The 21,752-nt window shown below is 49.6% G+C and carries 16 protein-coding genes; 7 read left to right on the forward strand and 9 right to left on the reverse strand.

The features are described 5' to 3' along the window. Positions 1-594 precede the first annotated feature (594 nt). The 4 genes from uvrB to CUS_RS06970 all read left to right on the forward strand — a co-directional run bounded on the left by uvrB (position 595) and on the right by CUS_RS06970 (position 8,131). A complete protein-coding gene (gene uvrB / locus CUS_RS06955; protein WP_002848882.1) occupies positions 595-2,565 on the forward strand; it encodes an excinuclease ABC subunit UvrB in 1,971 nt (656 codons plus the stop codon). After that, a complete protein-coding gene (locus CUS_RS06960; RefSeq protein ID WP_002848726.1) occupies positions 2,565-4,463 on the forward strand; it encodes a hypothetical protein in 1,899 nt (632 codons plus the stop codon). The genes uvrB and CUS_RS06960 overlap by 1 nt, the downstream gene beginning before the upstream one ends. A 19-nt stretch (positions 4,464-4,482) precedes the next feature. Beyond that, a complete protein-coding gene (gene uvrA / locus CUS_RS06965) occupies positions 4,483-7,311 on the forward strand; it encodes an excinuclease ABC subunit UvrA (RefSeq protein ID WP_002848707.1) in 2,829 nt (942 codons plus the stop codon). 298 nt (positions 7,312-7,609) lie between these two features. After that, positions 7,610-8,131, forward strand: coding sequence for a DNA-deoxyinosine glycosylase (locus CUS_RS06970; RefSeq protein WP_002848846.1), 522 nt, complete (start codon positions 7,610-7,612; stop codon positions 8,129-8,131). Here the strand turns inward: CUS_RS06970 and CUS_RS06975 are convergent. The 9 genes from CUS_RS06975 to CUS_RS07015 form a co-directional block, all read right to left on the reverse strand. Then, the gene (locus CUS_RS06975) at positions 8,108-8,827 is read right to left on the reverse strand and encodes a hypothetical protein (protein WP_002848756.1); all 720 of its coding nucleotides are present in this window, start codon (positions 8,825-8,827) and stop codon (positions 8,108-8,110) included. The two genes, CUS_RS06970 and CUS_RS06975, sit on opposite strands and share 24 nt — an antisense overlap. A gap of 116 nt (positions 8,828-8,943) precedes the next feature. After that, positions 8,944-9,939 (reverse strand): SGNH/GDSL hydrolase family protein, encoded by a 996-nt coding sequence (locus CUS_RS06980; RefSeq protein WP_002848837.1) that lies wholly within the window; start codon positions 9,937-9,939, stop codon positions 8,944-8,946. 14 nt (positions 9,940-9,953) lie between these two features. Then, on the reverse strand, positions 9,954-10,688 hold the full coding sequence (locus tag CUS_RS06985) for a pseudouridine synthase (protein WP_002848746.1): 735 nt from the start codon (positions 10,686-10,688) through the stop codon (positions 9,954-9,956). Positions 10,689-11,440: 752 nt separating this feature from the next. Beyond that, complete coding sequence (locus CUS_RS06990) at positions 11,441-12,520, reverse strand: D-alanyl-D-alanine carboxypeptidase family protein (RefSeq protein ID WP_002848710.1); 1,080 nt, start codon at positions 12,518-12,520, stop codon at positions 11,441-11,443. A gap of 474 nt (positions 12,521-12,994) precedes the next feature. Continuing rightward, positions 12,995-13,414 (reverse strand): GerW family sporulation protein, encoded by a 420-nt coding sequence (locus CUS_RS06995; protein WP_002848796.1) that lies wholly within the window; start codon positions 13,412-13,414, stop codon positions 12,995-12,997. 126 nt (positions 13,415-13,540) lie between these two features. Then, positions 13,541-14,485, reverse strand: coding sequence for a hypothetical protein (locus CUS_RS07000; protein ID WP_002848803.1), 945 nt, complete (start codon positions 14,483-14,485; stop codon positions 13,541-13,543). A 24-nt stretch (positions 14,486-14,509) separates the two neighbouring features. Then, positions 14,510-15,082 (reverse strand): SMC-Scp complex subunit ScpB, encoded by a 573-nt coding sequence (scpB, locus tag CUS_RS07005; protein ID WP_002848787.1) that lies wholly within the window; start codon positions 15,080-15,082, stop codon positions 14,510-14,512. Positions 15,083-15,093: 11 nt separating this feature from the next. After that, entirely contained in the window at positions 15,094-16,812 is a 1,719-nt protein-coding gene (locus CUS_RS19130) for a segregation and condensation protein A (RefSeq protein ID WP_002848825.1), read from the reverse strand. Further along, complete coding sequence (locus tag CUS_RS07015; protein WP_002848785.1) at positions 16,812-17,495, reverse strand: site-2 protease family protein; 684 nt, start codon at positions 17,493-17,495, stop codon at positions 16,812-16,814. The genes CUS_RS19130 and CUS_RS07015 overlap by 1 nt, the downstream gene beginning before the upstream one ends. A 316-nt stretch (positions 17,496-17,811) precedes the next feature. Between CUS_RS07015 and rpmB the strand changes: the two genes are divergently transcribed. The 3 genes from rpmB (at position 17,812) to CUS_RS07030 (ending at position 21,644) form a co-directional block, all read left to right on the forward strand. Next, positions 17,812-17,997, forward strand: a complete 186-nt coding sequence (gene rpmB, locus CUS_RS07020; protein WP_002848774.1) for a 50S ribosomal protein L28 — start codon at positions 17,812-17,814, stop codon at positions 17,995-17,997. 298 nt (positions 17,998-18,295) lie between these two features. Further along, on the forward strand, positions 18,296-20,569 hold the full coding sequence (locus CUS_RS07025; RefSeq protein WP_002848808.1) for an LTA synthase family protein: 2,274 nt from the start codon (positions 18,296-18,298) through the stop codon (positions 20,567-20,569). Between the two features lie 235 nt (positions 20,570-20,804). After that, positions 20,805-21,644: a D-alanyl-D-alanine carboxypeptidase family protein gene (locus tag CUS_RS07030; protein ID WP_002848836.1), complete on the forward strand. Its 840-nt coding sequence runs from the start codon at positions 20,805-20,807 to the stop codon at positions 21,642-21,644. Positions 21,645-21,752: the final 108 nt, after the last annotated feature.

Raw genomic sequence — 21,752 nt, forward strand, 5'->3', positions numbered from 1 at the left:
AGGTCAAAACCCAAAAGCGGGCAATTCTCAAATGATCGAGCGTGAACGAAACTACCGTTCACGCTCTTTCTGTGTGCGGGCGGCGAATTGCCCGCGTGAAACGCAATTCAAAAGTTGCAGGGCGGGTGGCTTGCCCCCGCCGTTCGACCATCGCTCACAAGCGATAGAACCGCGAACCTGTGTCGGCAGTCGGGCATCGCTCACCCTCGATAAAACGGCGAAACCTCGCGGCAATGCCACAACAATTCGGCGGTGTAACAGTGCGGGAGTCATGCCGACACAGTCGCATACGCCCCCGCCCTGCACAAGCATGGTTCATTTTCTCGCGGCAGCATGTCAGCTGTGCAGGACGTTGTAAAAGTACAGGTGTTTGTACAGACAAAGCCGCAAAGTCAAAGTTTTACAGAAACTCTTGACATTAAAAATTGTTAGTAGTATAATGGTAAACAGTTGTTCGATTGAAACCACAGATGTCAATTTTTGCATGTTACAAATGTCAATAAGTATATTTTGCGGATAGATACAGGAATGTCTTGACAGCATGGCAGGAAACGCCTGCTTTGCCGTCTTATTGTCAGATAAGGAGGTCGCGGAATGGATCATTTTCAGCTGGTTTCTGATTATAAGCTGTCGGGGGATCAGCCTCAGGCTGTCGATGCGCTGGTAAAAGGCATACAAAGCGGTATGCGCGAACAGACCCTCATGGGCGTAACAGGTTCGGGCAAGACTTTCACTATGGCGAATGTCATTGAACGCCTTAACCGTCCCACGCTGGTGCTGGCTCACAACAAGATACTGGCGGCACAGCTTTGCTCCGAATTCAAGGAGTTCTTCCCGAATAATGCGGTGGAATACTTCGTCAGCTACTATGACTACTACCAGCCCGAAGCATACGTGCCCAGCACTGATGTCTATATCGAAAAGGACAGTTCAATAAATGACGAGATAGATAAACTGCGCCACTCTGCCACCTCAGCCATAACCGAAAGGCGCGATGTCATCATCGTTGCCAGCGTTTCCTGCATATATTCGCTGGGCGACCCGTCTGAGTATAAAAGCATGGTGGTCAGCATTCGCAAGGGGGCTGAAAAATCCCGCGATGAACTGATAGCTCAGCTGGTGGGCATACAGTATGAGCGCAACGATATAAATTTCGTCAGAAACAAGTTCCGCGTGAGGGGCGATATCGTTGAGATATTCCCCGCAAATTCCACAGATACGGCGCTTAGGGTAGAGTTCTTCGGTGACGAGATAGACCGCATAACAGAAGTCAATGTGCTGACTGGCGAAAGGCTGAGTGAACTGACCCACGCCGCAGTTTTCCCTGCGTCGCACTATATAGTCGGGCGCGAAAAGATGCTTGATGCCATCGGAGAGATAAAGGAAGAACTTGCCGAAAGGGTGAAGTACTTCGAGGACAAGGGCATGCTGATAGAAGCCCAGCGCATACAACAGCGCACCAACTATGATATGGAAATGCTGGAAGAGATAGGCTTTTGCAGCGGCATCGAGAACTATTCCCGCGTGCTTGCCCGCAGACCTAAGGGCGCTGTGCCGTTCACTCTGCTGGACTTTATGCCCGATGATTTTCTGCTGATGGTGGACGAGTCACACGTTTCTCTGCCGCAGGTAAGGGGCATGTACGCGGGCGACAGGGCGCGTAAGGAAACACTGGTCAACTATGGCTTCCGTCTGCCCTCCGCACTGGATAACAGACCTCTTCAGTTTGATGAATTTTACAGCCACATAAATCAGGCGATCTTCGTTTCTGCTACACCGGGACCCATCGAAAAGGAGAAAAGCGCACAGATAGTCGAACAGGTCATAAGACCCACAGGTCTGCTTGACCCGCTGATATCGGTAAGACCCTCCGACGGGCAGATAGAGGACCTTCTCAGCGAGATAAATCAGCGTGTCGAGAAAAACCAGCGCGTGCTGGTGACCACCCTCACAAAGAAAATGGCTGAGGACCTGACCGCTTATCTCAAAGGCTTTGATGTCAAGGTAAGGTACATGCACCACGACATAGACAGCATCGAGCGCATGGAGATAATCCGTGACCTGCGGCTGGGTGAGTTCGATGTGCTTGTGGGCATAAACCTGCTGAGAGAAGGTCTTGACCTGCCCGAAGTATCGCTGGTAGCCATACTTGATGCCGACAAAGAGGGTTTCCTGCGTTCTGAGAGCGCGCTGATACAAACAATAGGCAGAGCCGCCCGAAACGCTGAGGGCACTGTTATAATGTATGCCGACAGCGTCACACGCTCGATGGAGAACGCCATACGCGAAACAGAACGCCGCCGCGCGATACAGATGCAGTACAACGAAGAACACGGTATAACACCCAAAACTATCGTCAAGGATATACGTGATGTCATTGAGATATCCACAAAGGAAGAAGCCGAGTATTCGGCAAGACAGGCAACAAAGCTGTCAAAGGCAGAACAGCAGCGACTTATAGAAAAGCTGACCAAAGAAATGAAAGAAGCCGCAAAACTCTTAGAATTCGAGCACGCGGCATTCCTCAGGGATAAGATAGCTGAGTTGAAAGGGGAAAAGAAGTAATGAGTGATGAAATGAAACAACAGGAGAAAAAACGAAGCATTGCCGCATATGTACTGCTGGCGCTGACAATAATTGTTCAGCTTGTATTCTCCACGTATGTCTTTGAGTATAAAAAACAGGGCACGCATTCTGATGAAGTGTGGAGTTATGGGCTTTCAAACAGCTATTATAAGCCTTTTTTTCATCTAAATGACGGTATCCCGCTTGAAAATGATGTGAAGACACTTGTTGAAAACATTGATAATTTCCGAGAATGGGTAGATGGTGAACAACTCAAAAATTATGTGACTGTTCAGAAAGGTGAGCGCTTTGCTTATGGTTCTGTCTACCATAACCAGTCACTTGACCACCACCCGCCTTTGTTCTATTTTGTTGTGCATACATTCTGCTCGTTTTTCCCCGATACTTTTTCATACTATCAGATATACTTTATCAATGTGATATCCATGATACTCATACAGATATTCCTGTTCAAAACGGGGAAACTTCTGTTTGGCAGCGAATTTGCGGCTCTTGTGCCCTGTGCATTTTATGGCGCAAGCATCGGTTCGCTTATGACAATAATATTCCTGCGACAGTACTGTTTCATAACCATGTTGACTGTGTCATATGTTTACTTCAACACAAGGCTGTTCAAAAATTATCAGAAGACAGGCAGTGTACAGCTGAAAAAAGACCTGCCCCCCCTTGCTGTGTCAGCATTTTTACTGTTTTTTACAAACTATACAGTAGCGGCTTTTTGCGGCGTGTTCACTGCATGTATGTGCATCTATCTGCTGTGCCGTAAACAGATCAAGGCAATGATTATTTATGGAGGATTTACAGCGCTCAGTCTTGGGTTATCAATAGCTTTTTACCCATATGTGATAGCACAGTCTGTATCAGCACGCCAGACGGAAGAGTTCAAGACAAAACTCTATTGGCTGAGATTTCGCAAGTTCCTCAACCACACATTGGAAAAATCTATGGGATGGCATGTTTCTGTATACCAGTCCTCTACCGATGACATAATACTGGGAGGACTTGTGGCACTGATGATACTTCTTCTGCCACTGTGTTTCCTTTTCAGGAAAGAGGAGTGGTTCAGGAAGTTTGTGAAGAATGTTCTGCAAAGCCTGAAAAAATTCGTTAAATGGCTGGGCAGAGCATGCTATGTACCGCTTTTTATCATAATCAGTGTTGTGATGATGGATATTTTCCTTGCATATATCGCTGATCCGATAAAAATGGGTAATTATTCAGCAAGGTATGTTTTCATGTTGATGCCTCTTTGCTGTCTTGCAGCCATCTGCATAGTTTACAGAGTTCTGTCTGTAATACCTAAGGTCAAACGCGCTAACATCGCAATAGCGCTGGTGCTTGCGCTGGGCGTTGCTGTGTACAGGAATGTCACTGTGGATAATGTTTTCCTGTTCCGAAGCCCGATTGACAGGACGGCAGATCTGCATATGCTCACAAAAGACAAAAATGTGCTGGTGATAGCATACGGAAAGTATAAAAACACTGATACGGATAATTTGACCTGCGCATGGCTCAACACATGCTATACCGCATACCTGAGGGACTGCAATAAGTTTTTTATGACCACATCTATCAGGGCGAACGAGGATATAGATGCTATAAATGCAGAAAATGTTGATTACATCATTGCGCCTGTAGGAAATTTTGATGACACAGGCGACGAAAAAAAACTGAGAGAAGTGTATTTCGAAAGTAAAGTCCACGATGAACTTGAAGAACAGTTATTGGCTTTGCAGGCAGGCGTATCAGCCAATCTTGGTGAACAGCTCATTATAAACGATATCATAAAAGAGATAGACGGCGTAAAGGGATACAAAGCAGTGGGGATAAACAATATACAGGGTGGAGATTATCTTGTTATAGAACTTGAAAGATAGTACGAAAAGAGGACGATATATGCCAATAAACGAAATAATCATAAAAGGTGCGAAAGAGCATAACCTTAAAAACATCGACCTGACCATACCGCGTGACAAGCTGGTGGTGATGACGGGGCTTTCGGGGTCGGGCAAAAGTTCGCTGGCGTTCGATACTATTTATGCTGACGGTCAGCGGCGGTATGTTGAGTCACTGTCATCTTACGCGAGAATGTTTCTGGGGCAGATGGACAAGCCCGATGTGGACAGCATCGAGGGGCTGTCGCCAGCCATCTCCATCGACCAGAAGACCACATCTAAGAACCCCCGCTCGACAGTGGGAACTGTCACTGAGGTATACGACTATCTGCGACTGCTTTATGCGAGGATAGGCGTGCCCCACTGCCCTGTATGCGGCCGCGAGATAAAACAGCAGACGGTCGATCAGATAGTCGATCAGCTGATGGCGCTGGAAGAGGGCACGAAACTACAGCTGTTAGCCCCCATAATACGCGGGCGCAAGGGCACTCATGTCAAGGAGTTCGAGCAGGCGAGAAAGTCGGGCTTTGCAAGGGTGAGGGTCGATGGGATAAACTACGACCTTTCGGAGAACATCGAACTTGAAAAGAACAAAAAGCACACCATCGAGATAGTGGTGGACAGGATAGCCATAAAACCCGGCGTAAAGTCAAGGCTGACTGACAGCATCGAAACATGCGCTTCACTGACAGGCGGACTGGTGACGGCTGATATCATCGGCGGGGAGGAAATGAGTTTCTCGCAAAACTACGCCTGCCCCGAACACGGCGTTTCCATCGGTGAACTTGCACCGCGCATGTTCTCATTCAACAACCCCTACGGTGCGTGTGAGAAATGTACGGGTCTGGGCGTTTTCCGCAGGATAGACCCCGACCTCGTAGTGCCGAACAAAGAACTTTCCATAGCTGAGGGCGCGATAAAGGCAAGCGGCTGGACGGCTGAGAACGGTTCGGTGGCGATGATGTATTTCAACGCCATATCCGAGCAGTACGGTGTGCCGCTGGATAAGCCTGTCAGCCGGCTGACTAAGGAACAGCTTGATTATTTCCTATACGGTACGGGCGAAGAGAAACTGCACCTCAAGCGCGACAGCAAGTTCTATCAGGCGGAGTACGAAACTGCTTTCGAGGGTGTCATAAATAACCTCGAAAGGCGCTACAAGGAAACTTCAAGCGACTGGACGAAGAACGAGATAGAGGGCTATATGGCTGAGGAAGCCTGCCCCGCCTGCAAGGGCAGAAGACTTAAAGCCGAGAGCCTCAGTGTGACGGTGGGCGGGCTGAATATAGCCGAACTCTGCGACAAGAGCGTTGTCAGCGCACTGGAATTTTTCGACGGGCTGGAACTTTCTCAGCGTGACAGGCTGATAGGTGAGCGCATAATCAAGGAGATAAAGGACAGGCTGGGCTTCCTTGCCAGCGTGGGACTTGAATACCTGACGCTTTCACGTTCGGCAGGCACGCTTTCGGGCGGCGAGAGCCAGCGCATACGCCTTGCGACACAGATAGGTTCATCGCTGGTGGGCGTGCTGTATATTCTGGACGAGCCGTCCATCGGTCTGCACCAGCGCGACAACGAAAAGCTGATAGCCACTCTGCGCCGCCTGCGCGATTTAGGCAATACGCTGATAGTGGTAGAGCATGACGAAGATACCATGTATGCGGCGGATTATCTGGTGGATATAGGACCAGGTGCGGGCATACACGGCGGTGAAGTCGTGGCGGCAGGCACAGTGGAGGATATAAAGGCGTGCGAACGTTCGATAACAGGGCAGTATCTCAGCGGCAAGCGCAAGATACCCGTACCCACAGAGCGGCGCAAGGGAAACGGAAAATTCCTGACAGTAAAGGGCGCATCACAGAACAACCTGAAAGATGTGACCGTGAAAATACCGCTGGGGACTTTCACCTGTGTGACAGGCGTTTCGGGAAGCGGCAAGTCATCGCTGGTGAACGAAGTCATCTACAAGCACCTTGCGGGCAAGCTGAACCGCGCAAAAGTCAGGGCGGGCGCTTTCACGAAGATGGAGGGTGTAAGCTATCTCGACAAGGTCATCAATATCGACCAGTCGCCCATCGGCAGAACGCCGCGCTCAAACCCCGCCACCTACACAGGGGTGTTCTCGGATATACGCGAACTTTTCGCACAGACACAGGACGCAAAGATGAAAGGCTATGGCGCGGGAAGATTTTCGTTCAATGTCAAGGGCGGCAGATGTGAAGCCTGCGAGGGCGACGGCATCATCAAGATAGAGATGCACTTCCTGCCAGATGTTTACGTACCCTGCGAGGTCTGCGGCGGCAAGCGCTACAACCGCGAAACGCTGGAAGTCAAGTACAAGGGCAAGAGCATCTACGATGTGCTGGAGATGACTGTAGAAGAGGGCGTGAAGTTCTTTGAGAACATGCCGAAGATACAGCGCAAGTTACAGACTCTCTACGAGGTAGGTCTTGGCTATGTGAAGATAGGTCAGCCTGCCACGACCCTTTCGGGCGGTGAGGCACAGCGCGTCAAGCTGGCGACCGAACTTTCAAAACGCGCCACAGGCAAGACCATCTATATACTTGACGAGCCGACCACAGGTCTGCACACGGCAGATGTCCACAAGCTGATAGAAGTTCTGCAAAGGCTGGCAGATGCGGGCAACACGGTACTTGTCATCGAACACAACCTCGATGTGATAAAGACAGCCGACCACATCATCGACTTGGGACCCGAAGGCGGCGACAAGGGCGGCACGATAGTCTGCACAGGCACCCCCGAAGATGTAGCGGCATGCAAGGAAAGCTACACAGGGCAATATCTGGCTAAGTTAATTCATAATTCATAATTGTGGTTATCCCGCTGACACACCACAAAAACAGCTGCTATACAGAACTTAAGGTTCTTGGCGTATATCTTTCCCCCGCCGCAGGCGGGGGAAAGATATACTGCGATCAATTATCCTTTTGTTTACCGCATTTTTAGTTGGTGTGCTAAAGGGATAGTCATATTCATAATTATTGACAGGCATTACGGCTTTGAGTTTTTAGCTAAAAAAGCGTGGACGAAAAAAATTCGCCCACGCTTTTTCGACGCGCCTCTTGCAAAACTGCGCGGATAGCGGTATAATATATCGGGGTGATGAAATGGGTGAGTACACACACATCGTACACGGGTTTGAGCCTGTTTTCGATAAGCACAGCAGGGTGCTGATACTGGGCAGTCTGCCATCGGTAAAGTCGCGGGAAGCGGGCTTTTACTACGGACACCCGCGCAACAGGTTCTGGGCGGTGCTGGCGGCGCTGACAGGTCAGCCGAAGCCCGAAAGCACCGAAGAAAAGCGGAAATTCCTGCTGGGGGCGGGCATAGCTGTCTGGGACGTTATCGCTGAGTGTGACATAATCGGTTCGAGCGATGCCAGCATAAAGAACGTGATACCTGCCGAACTTTCGGTGATAACAGCGGTCTGCCCGAATATAGCGGTCTTTGCCAACGGCGGTACAGCGGCGCGGCTGTACGGGAAATATCAGGCTGAAAAGACGGGTCTTCCCATAACGGCACTGCCATCGACCAGCCCTGCGAATGCCGCATGGGGACTTGAACGACTGACCGCCGAGTGGGGGCGGCTTATGGTCGGGGCGCTTTCAGACGGGCGAGAACAGCTTTGAACGCCCGCGCCTGCCGCTTTCGCTGACAAGTTGAAGCTGTTTCAGCACGCCGATGACCTGCCTTGCGCTGTCGCGGTCGATATGGCAGAGTTTTGCAAGTTCTGCTGAGGTGAATCTATCGGGCAGTGAAGCGGGCAGAAGTGCGGCATAATCTTCGGGGCGGGTGAGTACTATCTCGTCTGACATAGCAGTGGGCACACGGTCGAGTTTGGCAGTGCGCCCTCTTTTTTTCGTTGCACTGCGGAACTCTTCCACCGAAAGCACAGGCAGTCTTACGGTAAGGTTATCGTCAGCGAGGTGCTGTCTGATGCCGTAAAGCTGGGCGATGGCGTGGTAAACGGTAACATGTTTGGGTGAACGTCTGCGGGAGATAAGTTCGCCGCTTTCTTCATCGACAGTGATGATAGTTTTTTCCTTTTCAACAGGGAACACCACCGTCACCCGACAGACGGGCAGCAGCGCGGCGAGTTTGCGGTCAAGGCGGTAAAGCTGTCTTGTCTGTATCTCGACCACACCGGCTTCACATACACAATCGGCAACGAACCCGCCGACTTTTATCTCTTTGCTTTCGTCACCGCCGCCGTAGTATTCTTTCAGCACAGCATGTACGATCTTTTCGCCCAGTGTGCCGATGCCCTGACGGGGGCGTTCTGCGGTCATTTTTTTCAGTGCTTCGTCAAATCTCACGCTGTCCATTCTGTCACCTCTTTTTTTGGGAGATACCCAAAACCAAAATAAATGCGCGGACGGTTCGCCCCCGACCACGCATTTCTATTTGTTCGCGATAAGCGATATCAGCCGATGATACCGCATCATTTTTTGCGCTTGACTGCCACTGTCACCGCGCCGACTGTCAACAATACCGCCGCAATACCTATTGTAATAAACAAACGTATCGCATCATCAGTGTAATGCGCCTCGCCCTCGACTGTAGCAATGTAGAAGTATTCGCCCTTGCGCAGTTCCTTGTCTACAGTTTCGGCTATGACCTTGTGACCGTCAGCATTCGGGTGTATGTCGTAATCTGACATGTTTGTCAGCTGAGAATTGCGCCCCTCAAACTGATTTCCGACATCTATCACTGTGTAGTGATGAACGCCGTCAGCATCGGCACCGTTTTTGACTATCTCGTTGAAAGTGTCTATCTTGCCGTCGGCATAGTCTACCAGCATATCCCAGTCCTTGAAATATTCCACAGGATTGTAAAGTGTCTGTATGTATATCTCGCCGTCTGTCTTTTCGTGTATCTTTTGGGCTATCTCCGCAAGATTTGTTTTGTAGCCCTCCAGCGCTTCATCTATCTGGTCTGACATAGAAGTAAGCGAATCGAACGCCTCTTTAAGGTCTATTCTGCCGAAGTCAAAATCACCCTTTTCGGGGTCCCAGCCGAGTTTTTCAGCCGCACCGAAAATTATGTGCAGTATGTCATTTCCACCGATGGATACGACCACCGCATCGCTGTTTTTCAGGTCTTCGTCCAGCACGCCGCCGTCAAGCAGGTCAAGCAGGTCTTGCGATGTGTCGCCCGATACCGCATCATTTATCATCGTGTGACCGCATTCGTCCTTAAGCAGTTCAGTGTATTCGCTGCCCAGCATCACGGGATAAGACTGACACTTATACAGGTCTTCCTTGTCATAGCCCTCAAGACCGTAGCCTGCCGCTATCGAATCGCCCAGAAATACCATTTTGGGCGGTACAGGAACTTTTTTCATCTCTTCTATCTTATCACGCTTTTTCAATGAACAACCTGTCATACTCAGCGTGACAGCACATACCGCCATCACCGCAGTCAGCCGCTTGAACATATGCAGTACCTCCGTTATTTGCCTTTTGTTATCGCCGTTCTTATCGCTCTCAGTTCATCGGGTTTGAGTTCGCGCCATTCGCCCGCTTTCAGCATGCCCAGCCTGAGGGGACCCACCGCAGTTCTCTTCAGCCTTGCGACTTCCAGCCCTACAGCTTCGCACATCTTTCTTATCTGTCTGTTCCTGCCCTCGTGGATAGTCATTTGCAGTACCACGCGGTTAGGCTGTTTATCCAGCACCACAACCGAACATTCCGCAGTCATACGACCGTCTATCTCAACGCCAGATGCCAGCTTGACCAGCTGTTCATCATTTATATCGGGTCTTACCGTGACTCTGTAGGTCTTAGCCACATGCCTTGACGGGTGCATTATGTCGTTTGCGAAACCGCCGTCGTTGGTCAGCAGCAGCAGACCCTCCGAATCCTTGTCCAGTCTGCCCACAGGGTAGACTCTTTCGGGCACACCGTCCAGCAGGTCGGTGACGCATTTTCTGTTAAGTTCATCGTTCATCGTGGTCACATAGCCTCTCGGCTTGTGAAGCATTATGTAATACAAATTCCTCTTTTTCGGTTGGTCGATTTTGATGCCATCGACCACGATAAGGTCTTTTCCGGGAAGAGCCTTGTCACCCAGTGTGACCTTTCTTCCGTTCACCGTGACCTTACCTGCCGCGATGAACTCCTCAGCCTTTCTGCGCGAGCAGAACCCGCTTTCCGCTATTATCTTCTGAATTCTTATCTTCTCCATGATTACTCCTATCTTAAATGGGGGCGAAGCCCCCATACCCCCACGCGCGCCGCCTGCCAACGCAGGCTATTCACTCATTTCGCTCCCCTACGGGTCGCTTCAATCGTTCATACGCCTGCGCGGCGCGCTCTTTGGCAGGCATTCAGCTTTGTTTCGCCCGCATTATTTTGTTTTGGTTTATTATTGTGGGATTTGCCACATGATTTTCTTAAATGGGGGCTGACTCGCCCCCATGCTCCCACGCTCCGCCGCGCCGAGAGGGTTATCGCTTCGTTCACACGCGACTGTGTCGGCGTTGTTCACCTCTCGCGATAACGCGGCGCGGGTCGCTCTTTGGCAGGTATTCTGGCTTTGTTCGCCCGCATTATTTTGTTTTGGTTTATTTTTGTGTGATCTGCCACATGATTTTCTTAAATGGGGGCTGACTCGCCCCCATACCCCCGCGCTCCGCCGCGCCGAGAGGGTTATCGCTTCGTTCCCAAAATGCCCCTACGGGTCATTTTGCTCACTCTCGCGATAATGCGGCGCGGGTCGCTCTTTGGCAGGCATTCTGGCTTTGTTCGCCCGCATTATTTTGTTTTGGTTTTTTTGGGGGAAAATGCCCCATGTTATTCTTAATGGGGGATATCCCCTACACTCTTTCGGGAAATTGTGCTTGTATCTGCACAGCTTTGTGTGTACCGGCGGCGGGAGCAAGCCCCCGCCCTACAACGTTAACGCGCATAACTTTCGCCCATGCCAATAATTATGAATTATGAATTATGAATTGCCCAAAAGCCCCGCCGAGCGATAATGCGCCCGCCGAGATAATAGACGACCTCGCCCAGCTTTTCGTCCTTTTTTATGGGACGGTAAATGAAATGTGGCAGAAACAGCCTGCTTTCGACCTTTTGTGCGGTTTCGGGCATCATTGTCATCACCATGTCGGGGATCTCGCAGACTATCTCACTGCCGTCTGCAACAGGGATCTTCACTGCGCTGTTTCGGGGTCTTATGCGCATTTGTTCCACCTTGCCGAAACAGTGATCGAACAGCGCCATGTGGTCGCGCCAGTCGTCGGGGTCGTTGAGGGTCACGCAGATGAGTTCACAGCCTTCGCGCATGCACGATGATACCAGACATCTCCGCGCCTTGTCGGTGAAGCCCGTTTTTATGCCCGTTATGCCGCTTATTTTCAGCAGTTTGTTGGAGTTTATCAGCCACCTGTCATAAGGCGGGTCACCGAAAAACACCTTAGCTTTTTGCAGACTGCAAATGTCACGAAAATTCTGATCTTTCATAGCTTCTGCGGCGAGTTTTGCCATATCCCGCGCGGTGGAATAGTGGTCATCGGTGTAGTCATCAAGACCTGACGGTGTGACAAAATGTGTGTCGAACAGCCCCATTTCAGCGGCTCTGCGGTTCATAAGTTCCACAAAAGCATCTACACTGCCCGCCACCCTGACAGCCGCCGCGTTTGCCGCATCGTTGCCGCTGGGCAGGAGCATTCCGCAGGCGAGATCTCTCAGCGAAACCTCATCGCCTTTTTGAAGTCCCATCGAACTGCCCTCAGTCATTATCGCCTGACTGTCAACGATGAACCGCTCATCGAGGTCATTTTGTTCAAGTACTATCAGCGCCGACATGATTTTAGTGGTACTAGCCATCGGAAGCTGTTCATCGGCGTTTTTTTCAAACAGTACTTCATCTGTCGCACCGTTGTAGACTATAGCCGCTTTTGCCGAAACATCGGGCAATTCTTCCGCGCTGACATTTATCCTGCTTATGGAAAATATCAGCATCAGCGCCAGCACTGCCGCGCCTGCACAGAGTTTTATTTTATCGAGCCGCATTTTACCACTCCCAAAAAATTTTCTTTTCGGGAATAGTATTGCCCGCATCTGCGCTGTTATTTGTGGAAATTTTCGGGAAAATTGCGTGCCGCCACATGCTGACGTGTTTTGTGTGCATCTTATTTGCTTTGCGCACCACATTTGCGGGCTGGCTGTTCTCTTGTAGGGACTGCTTGCCCGCCCGCCGGGTCTTGTGCCTTGAAATATTGACATTCTATCAATTTAGCGCGTCATGCGACAGTGTCGGCATGACCGTCCTCCGAAAACGCCGGCGCTGTTTAACGACGGCAAAGCTGTCGCGCTAATTAACGCGGACATTTCGTCACGCTCCCGAAAGAACTGCGTTTGTTGGGATCTTGTGCGCCACTCCGATCAATGGCAAATTGCCCGCTTTTTGGGTCGGAAGATCGATGTGTTTATCCGACTTTTGGGCTTTCATTTTGTTTTGATTTTATTGTTTGCGGTCATTATCGCTTAATTATCAAACTCTGCGTAATCGTCGGTCTCTTCGCTTGCTTTATTGCCCTTCTTGCCGTCAATGAATGAGGTTATCTTATCAAGTACAGTGGGCACCATATCGACGATAGCATTGCCCGACGGCGAATTTGCAGTTATCTGTAACAGCTTCACTTCGCCTTTATAAATGGCAATGAATGCCACAGGTGTTATGGTGACTCCGCCGCCCGAACCGCCGCCAAAAGTGTCTTTCGTGCTTTTGGTAGGCAGGTCTGAACCGCCCGATGCAAAGCCTACACTGACTTTAGATACAGGGATTATCGTTGTGCCGTCCCCTGTAACTATCGGCTTGCCGACTATAGCTTCGCCGTCCGCCAGTTCTTTGACTTTGTTCATGGCTGTGTTTACCAGTGCTTCTATCTTAGTGCTTTCGTTCATATTTAACAACCTTTCTGTTTAGTTTTTCCCCAATTTTGATGTGTATTGCTGATGATACAAAATGGCTGTTCTTTCGTATTGTTCCCCCGCCTTCGGCGGGGGAACAATACACAACCAAATTGGGATTTAGTTTTCAACCGTTGCGTTCTGTATCTTTTCGGCAGACTTCTTTTTACGCCTTTTTTCGCGCCATTGCCTGAATTTGTAGGGTATGAATATCTTCGCACAGCAGAACAGCAGACAGAATGCTATCGCTATCATCGTGCTAGGTCTTACTTTGACCACCGCTTCACCCTCAGCGTCCAGACGCTTCACGTTAAAGTGACAGTTGATGTTCGCTTCTTTCACCCTCAGCGTGAATATCATCGCAAGGAAATTCAGCACCGAGAACAGCGCCGCCTGCAATTTTCCGTAGAACTGTGCGCTCTCCGCCGCATCTTCCTTGCCCGTGTCGATGTTTATCTTAACATCTTCAATGCGCACCGCTTTCAGCAGTTTCTTCGAGTATTTCCACGCAGGCGGGATATAAGGTTTGATGAATTCCCACTTGCGTTTCAGCCCATCCAGCTTGCTTTCGCCCTTTTCGGGCTTTTCTTTTTTCTCGCGGGGCTTTTTCTCTTTTTTCTTCTTTTCTTTCTTTTTGCGGGATTTCCTGCCCTTTTTGCCCGCAGGCTTATCTTCGGGCTTTTCGTCCTCTATGGAAGAAGTTTCCTCCCCGAAGACCTCTTCTACCGTCGCACTGTGTATCTCTTCCGCCGCCGACTGTGTATCTGCCGTTTCATCGGGCTTTTCTTCCGCGACTTCTGCAACAGTTTCGGTCATTTCCTCAGTGTTAGTTTCGGAAATTTCCTGCTTCGGCTTCACAGCCTTTTTCTTCTTCCTGCGTTTTTTCTTTTTCTTCTTCTTTTTCTTTTTGGGACGCGGGTACAGCGTAATGCCGAGATATCTGAGTTTTATCTCAAAATTTCCCCCTGTGCCGCCCCGCACGAATACCGTCACCGAAAAATGCAGCAGTATAACAATGACCAGTATTATTATCAGCAGAATTTTCAGAACTATCGTTGTTATCACCGCCTGTTTACAGTTTTTTCAGGTTTATTCCCCATCGTCAGCGGCGTTTTCCTCAGCCGCTTCTATTATCTCGTCAATAGTGACCTGCCCGCTCTGTTCGGGGAGCGGAGGCAGTTCTTTTATGCTTGAAAGCCCGAAAGCTCGCAAAAAATTGTCGGTAGTCACATAAGCTATCGGTCTTCCGGGAAGTTCCAGTCTGCCCGCTTCGCACAGCAGACCTTTCTCCACCAGCGAGTTGACCACGCCTGACGAATCCACGCCGCGCACGCTTTCGACAAAAGCCTTTGTAACAGGCTGATTGTAAGCCACGACCGTCAGCGCTTCCAGTGCCGCAGGCGACAGTGCCGAACTGCGCTTTATCTCCAGCACCGCTTTGATCTGCGGCGCATAAGCCCGCTTTGTCGCCAGCTGATAGGCGCTGTCCAGCCGCAGAAGTTCAATGCCGCTGTTTTCATATTTTTCATCGAGCAGTGCCGCCGCATCGTGAAGCGATGTGATATCGGTGTCCAGCGCCTGACACAGACGCTTTGTTTCCACCGACTCTCCGCAGGCGAACAGCACAGCTTCCAATGTATTTGCAAGTTCGTTTATTTCCATTTATCTTATCCTTATCCGAGCCGCGCCCTGTAAGCCGACCAGTTCTTTGCACCCCAGTAATAGCGTATTGCAAAAAAGTTTTCTCTTATTGGGTACGGTGTGACATCACTGCTGATAACAGCCGTTTCGTCCATGCCGTTGACTTCTTCGCTCTCAGCAGTACCCTCAGCCGTCATAGCAACAGCCGCGCCCTCGCCAGCATCAACAGGCTTCACAAGGCTGACATTCACGCCGCCAAACTCCGAAATTTCAGGCTTTTCAGCCAAATCAGCGCCCTCACTCTTTTCGGGAACATCGCCCGCAACAGCCGCGCCCTTGTCAGCATCAACAGGCTTCACAAGACTGACATTCACACCGCCAAACTCCGAAAATTCGGGCTTTTCAGCCAAATCAGCGCCCGCGCTCTTTTCGGGAACATCGCCCGCAACAGCCGCGCCCTCGTCAGCATCAACAGGCTTCACAAGACTGACAGTCACGCCGCCAAACTCCGAAATCTCGGGCTTTTCAGCCAAATCAGCGCCCGCACTCTTTTCGGGAACATCGCCCGCAACAGCCGCGCCCTCGTCAGCATCAACAGGCTTCACAAGACTGACATTCACGCCGCAAAACGCTGAAATTTCGGGCTTTTCAGCCGCCATCTCTGCCCGCATCTCTTCGGGCATATCCTGCCGCCCCTCGTCTACCACCTTTTGCAAGGTTGGCGACAATTCTATCCTCAGCACAGGAAGCGTCCCGCGCTGTCTTGTTTCGCTTTTGTAGACCGTCCGCTCTGTTGTCGGCTGATGGTACGGTATCATAGCCTGAGGGTACACATGTGCCGAAAATACGCCGTTCTCACGGGCAATTTCCCCATCGGCGGGGGAGTCCTCTCCCTCAGCCTGTGAGGGCTTTTCTTCTGCCGTGAGAGCACTTTTTTCGCCCTCTCCGCCCGACTTCACAGCGACCTCTTCCAGAGCGTAATTTGCCGCGCGTGCGGCTTCTTCGGCTTCAAGTTCTGCCTCGTCAAAGTGCGAAACTATCTTCCGCTTTTTCGCCGCAGAATTCATATATACCCGCGTGTTGTCGTCATTTAAGAATATGCGCCCCGATTTGGTAAGTTCCAGCACCGCCAGAAAGACCGCCACACGCTCACTTTTGTCGGCACAGCCTTCATACATGCTGGTCAGGAAGCATTCGCCCTGTGTTATCAGCATTTTCAGTACATGGATTATTTTGGAAGTTACCGAAACTATCCTGTGTGAAACTATCGGGCTGAACATCTCAGCCCTCAGCGGCTTGGCTTTTCGTGCTTTGGCACTCATGCCCAGATAAGCGTCACAGAGTTTCTGCTTGTCCATCGTGCCTGTAAAAGTCTTGTTTACAGGCAGTTTCATCGGCTGGCGCACGAATATCTCGCCGCCCGCATAAAGTTCACTAAGCTGTGCCGCCGCCATTTTGCATAGCGAATATTCTATCAGACTGCCCTGCAATTCCTTTTTCAGTTCTTCGCCCTCATTGTCGCGGGGCAGAAGAGAAGCGGTCTTTATGTAGATCAGCCTTGCCGCCATTTCGAGGAAATCTGCGGCGTCCTCGTAATCTTCTTCTTCAAGACCGTCCATATATTCCAGATATTGTTCAAGCAGAACTGCTATCTCGATATCATAGATATTCAGCTTGTGCTTGGTTATCAGGTGAAGCAGAAGGTCCAGCGGACCCTCGAACATATCCAGCTTGAAAAGTGCGGCTGACATTACAGACTTACCTTGAATATGCTGTTAACTATCGGGTCTGCCCAGAAAGTCAGCTTCTGCATCAGCCAGAAAATGCCGCCCTCCATCCAGCCCACAGGACCGTCCAGCAGGTCGCTGAAAGTCAGCAGTGTCAGTAAGACTATCGTCAGCGGCATCTGGTATTGGTCTATCTTGGCATTTATGCGTTCGGGCAGGAAGTACGAAAGTATCTTCTGACCGTCCAGCGGACCAACAGGTATCAGGTTGAACACTGCCAGACCGATGTTTATGGTTATGAATGCGTGGCATATCAGCAAAAGCCAGCCGATAGCTTCATTCATCGAGGACAGTGCAGCGCCCGACAGGAATTTGTGAACGATCGTAGCTATCAGCGCCATTATCAGGTTAGATATCGGACCTGCCGCCGCAGTCAGCGCCATGCCGCCGCGCATAGTATGCTTGCGGTCAAAGCGCCGCGGGTCTACCTGAACGGGCTTGCCCCAGCCGAAGCCGCACAGAAAGATGCCCAGTGAACCGACGGGGTCGAGGTGTGCCAGCGGGTTGAGTGTGAGCCTGTTCTGATAGCGCGGGGTATCATCGCCCAGTTTGGTAGCAGCCCATGCGTGGGCGAACTCATGCACAGGTATGCACATGAACAGTATTATCAGTCGTGAGCCGAATGTCAGTAAAGTTTCGATATCCATTATCTTTCCTCATTTCGTGAGCAGGTCATTATCAGTATTGACAATTTTTATGCAGTTTATTATAACACGCCGCATCGGGCTGTGTCATCTGCGTACATACACTTAATATTATACTACATCTGCAAGAATATTTCAAGTGCAAACGGTAGCTTTTGGTCATTTTTGATAGAATATGCGTTTTTTTAAATTTTTTGTGAAAAGGGCTTGCATTTTTGTGAGAGATATGTTATAATACTCTAGTATCATGTGATTGGATTTAAGCTGTCGGCTTAGATCGGTCAGCTTAAATTTTCACGTAAAGGAGGTGCGCACCGATATGGCAAAATGCGAGGTTTGCGGAAAGGGTGTTACTTTCGGTATCAAGGTATCTCACTCCCACAGAAGAACAAACAGAAGCTGGAAGCCCAATGTAAAGAGGGTAAAGGCTATGGTTAACGGTTCTCCTACACACGTATATGTTTGCTCCAGATGCCTGCGTTCGGGTAAGGTTGAGCGCGCATAAGCAATTTCACAGAACCTAAAGGCACTCACGGTCATCGTGGGTGCTTTATTTTTGTCTTGCCGAGATGAAAGAATACTTTTTTCTTAATTTTCCTGTGATAAAAAACTGAAACATTCCCTGAAGCCGTTGACTTTCCTGCAAAATGTGCTACAATGTTATTATTATAACAGATATACTGATATTGTGCATTTCACTGAAAGTATACGCTAATTCTTGACAACTATCACAAATTGGCTTACAATGTATATTGCACCATCTGAAACATATATATAGTATAACATAAATCGAGGAGATCAGAATGCTCAAATTTTTTAAGAAGATCGGCAGTAAACTCAAAAAGTTCTACAGCGAAAACCCAATGATACTCGCTTTTGTCGGGATATCTGTGATAAACGGGTTCCTGCTCAGAGTCTTTACTGTCAAGTTCGCCTATAATCAGGTAAAACCCCTTATGGCTGATATCGCTGCCACTCTGCTGATGGCGGCTTTTGCTTTCTGTTTTAAAACGCTCAAAGGGCGTTTCCGCTATCTTATGACTGTTAATGTCATAAATACTATTCTGGTTGCAGGCAATTCTATCTATTATTCAAACTATAAGTCGTTCCTGTCTTTCTCACTGCTTTCGACAGGTTCACAGCTGCCCGGCGTTATGGATGCTGTCATCAAGAATATCATGGAGCCTAAAGACCTCCTGTTTTTGTGGAGCATACCTGCGCTGGCTGTCACCTATCACTTCTGCAAAAAGAAGACCCGCACCTACGAGAACCAGAATAAGCAAAAACAGAAGCGCAGCCGAAATTTCGGGTTTACTGCCGCCTGCGGACTGGTGCTGCTGGGCATCTTCGCGGCAACGCTGTCGGGTACAGATTATTCAAGACTGCGCAAGCAATGGAACAGAGAGTATGTGCTGGGCACTTTCGGCATGTATACTTATCAGACATCTGATGCGATATCAAGCGCCTATTCAAAGATAAACATGATGTTCGGCTATGAAGAGAAGAAAGAGGCTTTCACCGAGTTCTATGACGAAAAAGACGAGCTGACCGAAGAGGTCGCACCTGAGAAGAAGAATGATTACACAGGCATCTTCGAGGGCAAGAATGTCATCGTCATACACTGCGAGAGCATGCAGCAGTTCTGCATGGACACCTACATAAACGGCGAAGAACTGACACCGAACCTCAACAAGCTGGCAAGAGAGGGTCTGTATTTCTCGAATTTCTACGCGCAGGAGAGTGTCGGCACAAGTTCTGACTCGGAGTTCACTTTTGCCACCTCGCTGATGCCCGCATCAAGCGGCACAGTCGCCATAAACTACTGGGACAGGGACTACACCACCATCCAGAAGATGCTGAAAGAGAAGGGCTATTACATCTACAGCATGCACGGCAACAACGGCTCTTACTGGAACAGGCTGAATCTGCACAGTTCGCTGGGCTATGATAAATTCTACAACTATTCCGAAGATTTCATCATTGATGAAACTATCGGTCTGGGTCTTTCGGATAAGAGCTTTTTCAGACAGGCTGTGCCGAAAGTCAAAGCGATAAACGAGGAAAACAAAAACTGGTACGGCGCTTTCCTGATGCTGACCAACCACACGCCTTTCACCGATATCGAGCGTGTCAGCGACCTTGATGTAACGTTCCGCTACAAGCGTTTCAACAGCGATACGGGTCTGTATGAAGATGTGTCCGCGCCTTTCTTACAGGGGACAAAGCTGGGCAGTTACTTCAAATCGGTACACTATGCCGATGAAGCGCTGGGTCAGTTCCTCACCGACCTTGACAGCGAGGGTCTGCTGGATAACACCGTGTTCGTGCTTTACGGTGACCACGATGCAAAGATAAAGCCCGCCGAGTACGAGAGATACCTCAACTACGACCCCTTCACTGATACGGTGCTGACTGAGGAAGATGCGGGTTATATCCCCGTTGACGACTTCTACTATAACATAAACCGCAAGACACCTTTCATAATCTGGTCTAAGGGCGGCGAGTACGAACCTAAGGAGATCACTCAGGTGATGGGCATGTACGATGTTCAGCCGACACTGGGCAACATGCTGGGCTTTGAAAACAAGTATGCGCTGGGTCACGATATCTTCTCCTTTACCGAAGATGCCGAGAATGCGGTTATCTTCCCAAACGGCAACTTCATCACCGATACCGTTTACTACGACTGTCAGAAAGGTACTTATTTCGACCTGACCGACTATAAGAACGTAATGATATCCGTTTCATGCAATCAGGTCTATAAAGATACGCCGAACCCCATCTTCAATGAAAATACACACGGGCTGTTCAAGTTTGATGAAGATGAGATATACTGTGCGAACAGCTGTGAAGCGCGGGTGAATGACGGCATTGTAGATGATGACTATATACAGTCTTATGCGGGATATGCCGATGAGATAATCGACATATCCAACGCGATAATTTTCTACGATATGATAAATAAGACCGAACAGGGCTTTGAAAACAGTGTAGATGCACAGCGCGATGCTGACAGCAAGGCAGAACTTTTCATGCCGCCGATGCCGGGCAGGAGAAGAACGCAGATAGTTGCATGATGTATGATCCATTATTATTGGCATGAACGAGTGAGTGATGTTTTAGCGGAAATTTTGCCGCCCAACAAAGCCGAGAGAGAACACAAAGCTATGAGCGTGGACGACTTCCGTTCACGCTCTTTTTGTGTGCGGGCGACGAATTGCCCGCGAAAAGTTAGCGCGACAGCGCATTGACATCACCCGCATGATATGCTATAATCGATTTATAAGAAACCTTAAAAAGGAGGAATACAAAATGAAACTGACAGCACTGCTGACTGCCGCTGCTGCCGCCGCATCTGCCGCGACGCTCACCGCATTTGCTGATATCGGTGATGTAAATGCAGATAATTCCATCAATATCTCCGATGTCGTTGTAACTGCGGCACATGTGAAAGGCGTGCGCTCGCTGAGCGGCGATGCCCTCACAAATGCCGATGTGAATGGCGATAGCAAGGTAAATATCACCGATGTGGTCACACTTGCCGCACATGTCAAGGGCATACAGCCGCTTGACGGAAAGTCATCGTATGTTGAGCCCGAACCCGAACCGCAGGGTCCCACTATCGAAGTTAAAAACGGTGTTACATACGTCAACGGCATACTTATCGCCAATAAGACATATTCTCTGCCCGAAAATTACGGCAGCGGTCTTACCGATGAAACGCTGAACGCCTTTTATAAGATGCAGGCGGGGGCTTGGCAGGACGGTATCTCGCTGTGGATATGTTCGGGATTCAGAAGCTACTGGGATCAGTACTACCTCTATAATAACTACGTAGCCCGCGACGGCAAGACTGAAGCTGATACCTATTCCGCAAGACCCGGTCATTCCGAACACCAGACAGGTCTTGCGATGGATCTCAATAATGCCAGCCGCTCTTTCTACGGCACAAGAGAAGCTGCATGGATCGCCGCGCACTGCGCGGAATACGGCTTTATTATCCGCTATCCGCAGGGCAAGGAGAACATCACGGGCTTCATTTATGAACCCTGGCATGTCAGGTATGTGGGGAAAGACCTTGCACGTAAGATAACAGACAGCGGTCTTTGTCTGGAAGAATATCTCGGCATCGATTCCTACTACCACTATTGAAGCCGCCAAATAAAACAAAAATGCGTCCGTGATATTTAGCGGACGCATTTTTTATCTGTAGACAAAGCTGTGATGTCTGTCAATGATCATGAATATGGTTATTCTCTT

This window comes from Hominimerdicola alba 8, from assembly GCF_000178155.2.
In the GTDB taxonomy this organism is placed as follows: Bacteria; Bacillota; Clostridia; order Oscillospirales; family Ruminococcaceae; genus Hominimerdicola; species Hominimerdicola alba_C.